The organism is Planococcus sp. A6, assembly GCF_028823615.1.
Classification (GTDB): Bacteria; Bacillota; Bacilli; order Bacillales_A; family Planococcaceae; genus Planococcus.
Genome location: NZ_JAPEHT010000026.1, coordinates 22,117 through 32,967, shown reverse-complemented (window position 1 = coordinate 32,967; position 10,851 = coordinate 22,117). Strand labels below are relative to the sequence as shown.

12 protein-coding genes are annotated in these 10,851 nt (G+C 50.5%); 7 read left to right on the top strand and 5 right to left on the bottom strand.

Going from position 1 to position 10,851, the window contains the following annotated elements:
* The 7 genes from ON064_RS05975 to ON064_RS05945 form a co-directional block, all read left to right on the top strand.
* On the top strand, positions 1-304 hold a 304-nt coding region (locus tag ON064_RS05975), incomplete at its 5' end, for a DUF3100 domain-containing protein (RefSeq protein ID WP_274624058.1).
* Positions 297-749: a hypothetical protein gene (locus ON064_RS05970; RefSeq protein ID WP_274624057.1), complete on the top strand. Its 453-nt coding sequence runs from the start codon at positions 297-299 to the stop codon at positions 747-749. The genes ON064_RS05975 and ON064_RS05970, both read left to right, overlap by 8 nt.
* 255 nt (positions 750-1,004) lie before the next feature.
* A complete protein-coding gene (locus ON064_RS05965) occupies positions 1,005-2,150 on the top strand; it encodes a glycerate kinase (RefSeq protein WP_274624056.1) in 1,146 nt (381 codons plus the stop codon).
* A gap of 118 nt (positions 2,151-2,268) precedes the next feature.
* Entirely contained in the window at positions 2,269-2,628 is a 360-nt protein-coding gene (locus ON064_RS05960; protein WP_274624055.1) for a hypothetical protein, read from the top strand.
* A 112-nt stretch (positions 2,629-2,740) separates the two neighbouring features.
* Positions 2,741-4,039, top strand: coding sequence for an MFS transporter (locus tag ON064_RS05955; protein WP_274624054.1), 1,299 nt, complete (start codon positions 2,741-2,743; stop codon positions 4,037-4,039).
* 124 nt (positions 4,040-4,163) lie between these two features.
* Positions 4,164-5,018 carry a YusW family protein gene (locus ON064_RS05950; protein WP_274624053.1) on the top strand — a complete coding sequence of 285 codons (855 nt, stop codon included), beginning with the start codon at positions 4,164-4,166 and terminating at the stop codon, positions 5,016-5,018.
* Positions 5,019-5,146: 128 nt separating this feature from the next.
* The gene (locus ON064_RS05945; protein WP_274624052.1) at positions 5,147-6,694 is read left to right on the top strand and encodes a Na/Pi cotransporter family protein; all 1,548 of its coding nucleotides are present in this window, start codon (positions 5,147-5,149) and stop codon (positions 6,692-6,694) included.
* A 47-nt stretch (positions 6,695-6,741) separates the two neighbouring features.
* Here the strand turns inward: ON064_RS05945 and ON064_RS05940 are convergent, their stop codons facing one another.
* From ON064_RS05940 to trxA, 5 genes are all read right to left on the bottom strand, one after another.
* A complete protein-coding gene (locus tag ON064_RS05940; RefSeq protein ID WP_274624051.1) occupies positions 6,742-7,734 on the bottom strand; it encodes an ABC transporter substrate-binding protein in 993 nt (330 codons plus the stop codon).
* Positions 7,735-7,765: 31 nt separating this feature from the next.
* The gene (locus ON064_RS05935; protein WP_121300578.1) at positions 7,766-8,521 is read right to left on the bottom strand and encodes an ABC transporter permease; all 756 of its coding nucleotides are present in this window, start codon (positions 8,519-8,521) and stop codon (positions 7,766-7,768) included.
* Entirely contained in the window at positions 8,505-9,293 is a 789-nt protein-coding gene (locus ON064_RS05930) for an ABC transporter ATP-binding protein (RefSeq protein WP_058381454.1), read from the bottom strand. Before ON064_RS05930 ends, ON064_RS05935 begins: the two co-directional genes overlap by 17 nt.
* 470 nt (positions 9,294-9,763) lie before the next feature.
* Complete coding sequence (locus ON064_RS05925; RefSeq protein WP_274624050.1) at positions 9,764-10,414, bottom strand: peroxiredoxin-like family protein; 651 nt, start codon at positions 10,412-10,414, stop codon at positions 9,764-9,766.
* A 52-nt stretch (positions 10,415-10,466) separates the two neighbouring features.
* The gene (gene trxA, locus ON064_RS05920; protein ID WP_274624049.1) at positions 10,467-10,781 is read right to left on the bottom strand and encodes a thioredoxin; all 315 of its coding nucleotides are present in this window, start codon (positions 10,779-10,781) and stop codon (positions 10,467-10,469) included.
* Between the last annotated feature and the right edge of the window lie 70 nt (positions 10,782-10,851).

The window sequence follows — 10,851 nt, the reverse complement described above, 5'->3', positions numbered from 1 at the left end:
TTTTCTTGGCTTGATATCCGGATTGCTTGCGACGGCGACGCCGCTTCACCCGCTGTCGTTCGCCATGGCATCCGGCGTCGGGAGCGGATCGATGATGGCTGCGGCGAGTGGTTCGCTGATCGGGGCATATCCCGAATTGGAAGAACAGATCGTTGCTTTTGCGGGAGCGAGCAATTTGCTGTCGCTTTCCACCGGTTTGTATTTCAGTATCTTCATCGGTTTGCCGCTGACGGAGAAATTGTACAGCATCATGATGAGACGGTCGGAACGGAAAGCTGCAAAAGGAGGCGGGCCGAATGCTTAAAAGCGTAATCGAATGGACGTGGGTATTGGCCATTTTCGGCGTCGCCGCCTTAATCGGCAATTGGTTCGGCATGGACGTCTTGCCATGGGAAGCGATTCCGGGAATGCTTGTCTTGATTGCAGTGAGCCTCGTCGGGTTGATGTTGGAGAAAGCACTGCCTTTCAGCATGCCGGCAGTCGGCTATATCGGCATACTTGCCATCATCATTTCTTTGCCATGGTTTCCGGGTTCGGATTATGTCGTTGCCTGGACAAGCCAGATCGGTATTTTGGCGCTTGCCACACCGATTCTCGCTTATGCCGGCATCTCGGTCGGATCGAACTGGGCAGATTTCCGCAAACTGGGCTTCCGGAGCTTTTTGGTCGCCGTCGCGGTCTTCCTCGGGACCTTCATTGGCTCAGCGTTGATCGCTGAAGTGATCTTGCGCTGGCAAGGCATCATTTAAAGAAAAAATCCCCGCAGCAAATATTTGCTGCGGGGATTTTTTGATTACGCACTAAAAGAAATGGCCCGGTGCAGTTGCCTGCATCGGGCCTTCAAAAAATTTGGGGGTGAAGGGGAAGCTCATTAAACGCTTCTGTTAAGTAGTTACCACATGCCAATCGTGCTTAAACATCTTGCCGCAACTTTTTGAAACTTGTACATTCAATATAGGTAGATTTTTTTGAACGATCGCATTTATTCAGATTGGGGGGATTGTATGAAGATTATTGTGGCGCCGGATTCGTTTAAAGGCAGCATTTCAGCTGAACAAGCAGCACGTGCAATGGCAGAAGGGATAATGGATGCAGCGCCAGATAGCGAGGTCATCGAATTGCCGTCCGCGGACGGCGGTGAAGGGACCATGGTGAATCTGGTCGCAGCGACAAACGGCCGCATGGTTACGCATCAAGTATCAGGACCTCTCGGAAAGCCGGTCGCTGCCAGTTATGGAGTGCTCGGGAACTCCGAGACTTGCGTGATTGAGATTGCCGAGGCATCCGGATTAACTTTGCTTTCACAAACAGAGCGCAACCCGGAACGCGCATCGACGGAAGGGACTGGGGAATTGATCTGCCATGCACTTGACGCCGGGTTTCGGAATTTCATCATCGGGCTTGGGGGCAGCGCGACGAATGATGGAGGGACAGGAATACTGCGTGCGCTTGGTATGCGATTTCTTGATGCTTCAGGTAAGGAACTGCCGCCAGGAGCTGGGGCACTGGATAAACTTTATATGATAGATACAAGTTCTTTTGATGCGCGTATCCAGGATTGCTATTTTGTCATCGCGAGTGATGTCGATAATCCACTGACCGGGCCAAACGGCGCTTCGCATGTATTCGGCCCTCAAAAAGGCGCGAATCGGAAGATGGCGGAGGCGCTGGACCGAAAGTTAAGCCATTACGCCGATATCGTGGAGAATGAGACTGGCGTGTCTTTGCATGACTATCCAGGGGCGGGGGCTGCAGGAGGTGCTGGCGGCGCGTTTCTGGCATTTTTCCCGGCCGCAATGAAGCGCGGAATCGACGTCGTTCTTGAAGCTTCGGGATTTTCAGAAAGCGTGGCGTCGAGTGATTTGATTTTCACAGGTGAAGGGAAGTCAGATCGGCAGACTTTATCCGGAAAAACGGCTTTTGGCATTGCACAAGCGGCTGCTGCCCACAATAAGCCGGTCATCTTATTATCCGGCGTGATCGATCCGGAGAGCCGCGAGGACTTGATGCGCTTTTTCAAAGAAGTGCATTCAGTCTCAGGCGGAATTGTCACTGAAAAACAATCGATGGACCATGCTTTTATTCATGTGCGCCAACGGGCAGCGGACGTCCTCGCCGCTTATTTGCGCAACCAGCCACAATCAAATTAACCATCCGGACAATTTTCATTTTGGAACAGGTGTAGCCAAATGCGAAAAGGGGTAGAAATCATTAACTGCCTAAAGCATAGATACATGCGGACGAAATGAAAATAAGGAGGGGTTTCCCGTGATGACGCCAATGACCAGAAGCAAGCTTCGGAAAGAAACCAGCAGTTTGTATTCAGACATGATGGCTTTTTATAAACGCTTTTCCAAAGTCCATGAACCCGGGGTTCCGGATTTGCAGCGAATGAAATTGAATCTGGACAGGTTAGATCCAACTTCAACTGGAGAACAGATCGAAGCGATCCGCTTTTTGGAATTCTTTCTGGCGATCCATCTCGGGCAAATCGATTCCGCGCATGAAGCAGAGCGCATCCACTTGCTTGGCCGTGCAAAAGGATACACAGTCCGGGACACAAGGCAACGGCGTGCGCTGAGAAAATGGCGCCGCGAAGTTGAAGAAAGCAGCGAACAGGCTGTTTAAAAAACGAGAGCCGCAACTGGCTCTTTTTTTATTGCCTGAAATTCTATCCTCCACAGCAAAAGGAAACACGCTATAATGAAGCTGTTATTTAACCTTGAATGGAGGCCGAACGATGGCTAATGGAAGAACAAAAGCAGGCAGTCAAACGCTTGAAAGCTATATCGAGTCGCCAGAAAAACTGCAGGGCTTGTATAAGCGCACCTTATGGATTGTCATGCTCTCGCAAATTTTCGGGGGAGCGGGACTGGCTGCCGGAATTACGGTCGGGGCTTTGCTCGCACGGGATATGCTCGGCACAGATAGCTACGCGGGGCTTCCGGTCTTTCTCTTTACACTCGGATCAGCTGGGGCCGCGCTCGTCGTTGGGCGCTTGTCGCAGCGTTTTGGCCGCAGGACGGGCTTGGCTGCCGGTTTTCTGACAGGCGGTGTCGGTTCGGTCGGCGTCGTATTTGCCGCGATCTGGGGGAATGTATTTCTGTTATTCCTGTCGCTTGTCATCTACGGGGCAGGAACGGCGACGAATCTGCAAGCGCGTTATGCAGGAACAGACTTGGCAAGCACGAAGCAGCGTGGAACGGCCATTAGCATCGCTATGGTGGCGACAACGTTCGGTGCATTTGCCGGGCCGAATCTCGTTGGCGTCATGGGAAGTTTCGCTGAATCAATCGGGGTTCCATCACTTGCCGGTCCGTTCATTTTAGCGGGAGCTGCATACATACTGGCAGGCATCGTGTTATTTGCGCTATTGCGGCCAGATCCGCTCATGGTGTCGCGTTTTATCAGCGATCAGCAAAAGCGGGATCAAGCCGCGTCAGGAGAAGAAGAAGTAGCGGGCCCAGCGGTCAATAGCCGCGGTGTTTTCCTCGGTGCAACGGTTATGGTCATCACGCAAATCGTCATGGTTGCAATCATGACCATGACGCCGGTGCATATGGGCCACCACGGCCATAGCCTCAATGCGATTGGCATGGTCATCGGCATCCACGTCGCGGCGATGTATTTGCCGTCGCTCGTGACCGGGGTGCTGGTCGATAAGGCCGGACGCGTCGCGATGGTCGTCGCAGCCGGGGTGACCTTGCTCGCAGCAGGGCTTGTTGCGGCTTTCGCTCCTGGAGATTCGCTGTTTGTCCTGATTCTGGCATTAGCGTTGCTCGGGCTCGGCTGGAACTTTGGTTTGATCAGCGGCACGGCATTGATTGTCGATTCGACAAAACCGAAAGCGCGAGCGAAAACACAAGGGTCGGTCGATGTCCTGATCGCCTTGGCCGGTGCGACTGGCGGTGGCATGTCGGGGATGGTTGTAGCCGGCACGAGCTTTGCGGTGCTGTCGCTTGGCGGCGGAATCCTGTCATTATTATTGGTGCCCGTTGTCATTTGGTTTTGGCGCAATCAAGAAACCAGTATTTCATAAGAAGCGGAGGATTGGATGCCTCCGCTTTTTTTCATTCTCATGGAATTTTAATGTTCTCCTCAGCAGTCACTCAGTCCACGCGGATATGATAGAACTATCATAAAGCGAGAAAGGGTGTTTGAAGATGAAGAAAATGACGGCAGGAATGGCCGCGGTGATTTTATTGGCAGGATGCGGCACAGGACAAGATACGAGCCAAACGACAACAGCAGATACCGAAAATGCAACGCAACAACAGACAGGTGCAACGAATGGCGATAGTGGCGAAGCGCAAGGAGAGTCTGCTGAACAAGCGGACAGCACGGAGAAGGCAGCGTCAGATAACCAAACAGCATCTTCAGCAGCAAACGGCGAGATCCGCGAATTCGACTTGGATTTAGCGTTCACGGATGACCGTGAATGGGAATTCGATTACGACCGCAACCGAGCTTCAATCGAGCGCGATTCGGGAGACCGGCTATCTGGCCAGGAAGCCCAAGATGAATTTGCGCAGCTTTTCCAGGCCATTCAGTTTTCAACGGCACGCCCACTAGAAGACATCAAGCGCGAAGTGTTGGAAGCAGTCAATGCCGAGCAAGCGGAGGTCCGGGAGTTTGAACTGGATGTGAAATTTGATTCGGGCGAAGAAATGGAGATCGACCACGATGTGAGAAACGGCGCAAGATCCGAAGAGCTCGATGAATTCTCACTCGAACTGACATTTGCGGGAGGCGGCGAATCGAGTTATGATTTCGAAAGCGATGAGCGGGAAGCGGAAATCGAGCGCCGCGATGGATCGGAAAGCGAAGGGGCAGGAGCACTCGATGAGATGGAACAGTTGCTCGGCCAAATTAACATCACGACAGCCCGTTCCATCGATGACATGAAAGCTGAAGTTCTTCAAGCATTGTCGATCGAGGCGGCTGAAGTAGAGGATTTCGAGCTGGAAGTCGATTATAAAGGTGGGGAAGAGATTAAGTTTTCCCATGACATGAAGTAAAGAGCAAGAGCTTTCTGCGGAAGGCTCTTTTTTGAGTGGTTATAATTCACCAGCGGAAAAACAGCTGATTTTCTTTCAGTAAAAATCTTCGTTTTCGTTTACACTGTAAATCAAAGGAGGTGGTTGTGATGGGGATGCTTTTGGTGATTCTGGGGGGGATTGGCTTGTTTCTTCTCGGTATGCAAATGATGACGGGTTCTTTGAAAGAGCTGACTGGGGAATTCATCAAGGGATGGATGAACCGTTTCGCGGGAGGTACTGGCCGTGCCATTTTTTCCGGTGCTCTCATTACAGCCATCATCCAATCATCCACTGCCATTACACTTTTGACGATTGGCTTTGTCAGTGCAGGATTGCTCAGCTTTGCGCAATCCGTCGGCGTGATCATGGGGGCGAATATCGGCAGCACCAGCACTGGCTGGCTCGTCTCGCTCATTGGCTTTAAAGTGGACCTGCAAGCCTGGGCGCTGCCCATCGTCGGTTTCGGGGTGTTATTGAAAACGTTTCTGCCCGAGCGAAACATGGCTTATGGTTCGGTTCTTGCAGGATTCGGGCTATTATTTTTGGGCATTGGCGTATTGCAGGAAGGGATGGGTGAACTGCAGCAAGCCGTTTCGTTTGCGGGGCTGACGAATATTTTCCTGCTCGTGTTGATCGGCACTGTGATGACCATCATCATGCAATCTTCGAGTGCTGCTGTCGCGACCACACTGACAGCTTTATTTTCGGGGGTTATCGAATTTGAACAGGCGGCATATCTCGTCATCGGCCAAAACATCGGGACGACACTCACCGCCATTCTTGCCGCAATCGGGGCGGGGACAGCCGCGAAACGGGCAGGCTTGACGCATGTGTTGTTCAATATCGGGACTGCCGTGTTGGCGCTTATGTTGACGCCGCAGTTATTGCAAATGACGGCTGCCATCACCGAGATGATATTCGATGAATTCGATCCGGCATTCGGCATCGCCATTTTCCATACTTTGTTCAATGTGCTCGGTGTTTTGGTCTTTGCGGTGTTGATCCGCCCGTTCATTCGTTTTATCGAAAAAATCGTCCCGGAAAAAGGCAATCCGTTCGTCCGGCATCTAAACCCGCAAGTAGCCAAGCTTCCGGAAGTAGCGCTCGAAGCAGTGCATCAAGCGATTCAATTGGTATTATCGGAGTTGATGCAACTCATGCGGATGGTGCTGCGTGATGGCACTGTGGACCGGCGAAAAGTGGATACATTGCATGGGGCGGCAATGGAAATACGTACGTTTCTTGACCAAATCCAGTCCATGCCGCAAGAAGCATTCCAGCGGCATGTCCAGATTCTCCATACACTTGACCATGTCGATCGCCTGCTGCAAGTGATCGAAGAGCCGATCGGCCGGGAAGCCTACCTAGTCCATCCAGGCCTCACCGGAAAATGGATGCCGCTGCTCGACAAAGCACAAACGGAAATGACCGAAGACGAACAATTGCCGGAACTTGCCAAGGAATTCAGTTCCGCTTCCGGAGAAATGGCTGCCGAACGGAAAGCACGGCGCAATGAATATTACGTCCGTGCTGCAAAAAACGAAACGGAGCTCGCGACGGTTTTGAAAAAAGTCGATGCCTTGTTATGGTTCGACCGGTTGATTTACCATGCTTGGCGCGCTGTTGCAAGGCTTGAAAAAGCGCAGCGGACATGAAAAAACCCCTCACCGCTTATTCTGGTGAGGGGTTTCGTTCATTCCAGTTAGTTCAAAAACTGTGTATCGGTCAATTCGCTGAAATCAGGTTGTTCTTTCAGGAATTTCAAGTCGAATGACGAGTCGCCAAAGGCTTGGATTTCATCGCCATCGATGTCCGTGCTGAAGAACATATTGCCCCAAGCTCCGTCAATGACGGACTTATCGAGTTCCTGGCCAGTTATATCGTCAATTGTGGAGATGACGATTTCTTTGGATTCTTCTGGATTTTCTTTAATATAAGCAGTTGCCTCTTCGTGCGCATCGACTATTCCTTGAACCGTTTTAGGATTGGATTCGATCATTTCGCTCGAAGTGACAAGGACAGATGCCGGAAGTGATGTGCCAAATGAAATTTCATCCGGTTCGATGATCACTTTGGCACCGGTATTTTGGGCAAGAACAGATGCCCAAGGTTCAGGTGCGACCGCGACATCGATTTTGCCTGTTTCAAACATCGCTTCATATTGCGCCGGTTTTCCCGTTTGGTGAATCATTTCACCGCCGATGCGGTTTGATGTGATGTCGTTTTCTTTCATGTACGTCTCGAACTGGACATCATGTGTGCAACCAACGCGCGGAGTGATGAATGTGCTGCCCGGAATATCTTCGATGGATTCGATGCCGCTGCCATCACGTGCCATGACAACGGTTCCGCCACTCGCACCGCCGGCGATCATGCGCACATCTGCACCGTTCGTGTAGTTGTTCATCGCAGGTCCGGGACCAACCAGCCCACCGTCGATATCACCGGTTTTCAGCGCTGTCATGAAGTCGGAGCCGTCAGCGAATGTGACGTATTCGACATTGGTGCCTTCCGGTAAATTGCTTTCATAAAACTGCTGGTCTTTGGCGACCATTGCCGTGGCGTGATCAAGGTTCGGGAAATAGCCGAGTACGACGGTATCTTCGGAATCGCTTGTCGCAGCACCTGAAGCGCCGCACGCTGATAAGATTCCTGCAGCTGCAAATGTCGTTAAAATAAGTCCGGATCTTTTCATGAAATAGTTCCTCCTCAAATGGTTTTGGGTTTTAGGATTCGAGTCCCCAGCGTTTCAGGACGTTTTTTTCGATGCGTTGGAAAATCAATTGGTCGACGACTGCACCGACGACACCGATGATGATCATGACGCCGATAACGAGCGCCATATTGCCAAAGTCGGAAGCGTAACGCAATGTATAGCCAAGTCCCGGTCCGGCACTTAGCAGCTCACCGGCCATCAGCGCACGCCAGGCGAATGCCCAGGCGAGACGCGCACCGGTTACGAGATAAGGGATGGAAGCCGGAATGATGACTTTCCAGAACAAGTCGATGCCGGTAGATCCCATCGTGCGCGCTGCTTTTATATAGAGCGGATTGACGTTTTTAATGCCCGTCCGTACATTGAGTGTCATGACGAATGTGCCGCCTAAGATGACAACGAAGATGATAGCGCCTTCGCCGAGGCCGAACCACATCATCGCAAGCGGCAGCCAGATGATGCTCGGCACGCTTTGCAAGGCGAGCACCATCGAGCCAATCGTATCATCGGCCGTCTTCGAGCGTGCCAGCAAAATGCCAAGTGCGGTGCCGATCAATAAGGAAACGGCAAGGCCGATCAACAGGCGGCGGAAACTTGCCACTAAATCATAGACTAAAGTCAGGTCGGCAAAGCCTGCCACAAGTGCATCCCACACGCTAAACGGGGAAGGCAAGATGGTTTCATGCCATAATTCGAAATGGGAGCCAAGCCCCCAGAATAAAATGAGTGCTGCGAAAAAGATGAGGCGCTTAACTGCGGGCTTCATAAGCAAGCTCCTCATTTATGACTTTGTCGATTTCGCCTTTCAACAGCCCCATGATGCGCTCTTCGAGTGCGGCGACTTGTTGTTTATGTTCGTCCCGAGGGCGCGGAATGTCGACTTCGATATCGGCGATGACGGTGCCGGGACGCGTGCCCATCACCACGATCCGATCCGATAATTTAATCGATTCCTGTATGCTGTGCGTGACGAAGACGATTGTTTTCTGTGTATCGATCCAAATCTTCTCGAGCTGTCCGTGCAGTCGGCTGCGCGTCTGTTCGTCGAGCGCGCCGAACGGTTCATCCATCAAGAGCACAGCCGGGTCCATCGCGAGGGAACGGGCGATTGAGACCCGCTGCTGCATGCCGCCAGACAGTTCGTGCGGATAATGGCCGGCGTAATTACTGAGCTGGACCATCTGCAGGAAATGGCGTGCGCGTTCAATCGCCTGTTTTTTATTCATTTCCTTGCGCAGCGGGAACACGACATTCTCTGTGACCGTCATCCATGGGAACAATGCGGCTTCCTGGAACACCATGCCGCGGTCTTTACCCGGTTTCTGCACATTTTTTCCGTCGACGACGATGCCGCCGGAAGAAGCGGAAGTGAGGCCGGCAATCATTGACAATAAAGTCGACTTGCCGCAACCGGAAGGGCCGAGAATCGAGACGAATTGGCCTTTCGGAATCTCAAGGTTGATATCTTCTAATACCGTATTGGCATTATTATCTTTATCGGTATAGATTTTGTTGATGTGCTGAATTTCAATAAACAAAATAATTCACCGGCTATAAAACCTACCTTTCCAATCGGATATCATTTAATAAAGTATAGTAGTTTTATAGGGATTGTCAATGATTCCTGCGAACTTTTTAGAGGAAGAAAAAAGAGCGGCAATGGCCACTCTTTTCAGGCAGTCTAGAAAATAAAGAAGTCGCATTTTCCGAAGCTTATCGCTCGTTTTCCGTGAAGGGGGAATCGAGCCGCCTCATTTGCTGCGAAAAACCTTATATTCAACTATCACTGCGTTCGAGCATCGCAAGAAAACCGTTGCTCACGCATCTGCGCTACAGTTGCGTCGCAAATGAATGTCCTCAGCTAAGCTTCGCTCATTCATTGACTATTCGTTTGGCTGAACACTATCAACCATCTGAAGAAAACTGTGAATATATGCATTTAACGAATGGCCAAGAAAAGCTTTAGAAAAGTCAAAAACCCCCACCTGTTAAAGATGGGGGTTAGGAATTATTGTATTTTTTTCAACTCGGCCAATACTTCGGACGGTTCTACGCGATCTTTATAATCTGCTTTTGTGTATTCATAAGCGATTGTGCCATCGCTTGAAATGATGTACGTAGCGGATACAGGCAAAGTCCATTCTGCATCGCCATTGTACTTGTCGACATCTAATTTATTGCCTTTGTAGATATCGATGAGGTAATCCGGCAAGCGATAGACCAAATTGAATTCGTCCGCTACTTTGTTGCCGACATCGCTCAATACTTTGTATTCCAAGTCATGCTTTTCCTGGGCCGACATGGAATGGTCAGGAGTCTGCGGGCTGATGGCCAATAGTTCGGCTCCAGCACCGTGGATTTCCCCGATAATCTGTTGGTAAGCACGTAGTTCCATATTGCAGTAAGGGCACCAATTGCCACGGTAGAAAGTCAAAATGACTGGGCCTTGCTTCAATTGCTCATCAAGCGATATGGAGTTTCCTGCAGCGTCCGGCAAGGTGAAGTTCGGGGCTTTATCGCCTTTTTTCAAGCCTTTGCCTTCATCCGAAGCTTCAAGTTCAGTGATGGCGTCCTGCATTTGCTGCTGGATTCCCTCTGGTTTTGAAGCCTTGAATTTTTTGATGTATTCGTCGAATTCACGTCTCATTTCGGTTGTCATGCCCATCATCTCCATTTCGGTAATTAAATTGCTTATCAAATAAAATTTTCTTTTAGACGTGTTTTTCAGCGATGGAAAGGATTTGTTCTTTGGGCTTGAAGCCTACAGTCGTTTCTTTCAACTCGCCATCTTTGAAGAACAAGAGTGTCGGTATGCTCATGACGCCATACTGCTGGGCCGTTTTTTGGTTTTCGTCGACATCCAATTGGACGACACTGATTTGGTTGTTGGAATCCTGGTCAATTTCTTCGAGTGCAGGAGCGATCATTTTACAAGGGCCGCACCAAGCTGCTCCCAGTTCTGCAATGACAGTTCCTTGGCCAGTCAATTCGGTAAACGTAGCATCTGTTACTTCTTTGATAGACATGTAATCTCTCCTCTGTTTTTTCTAACCATTCATAATTAATCAGAAGGTTAGAAAATAACTTTAAAGTATG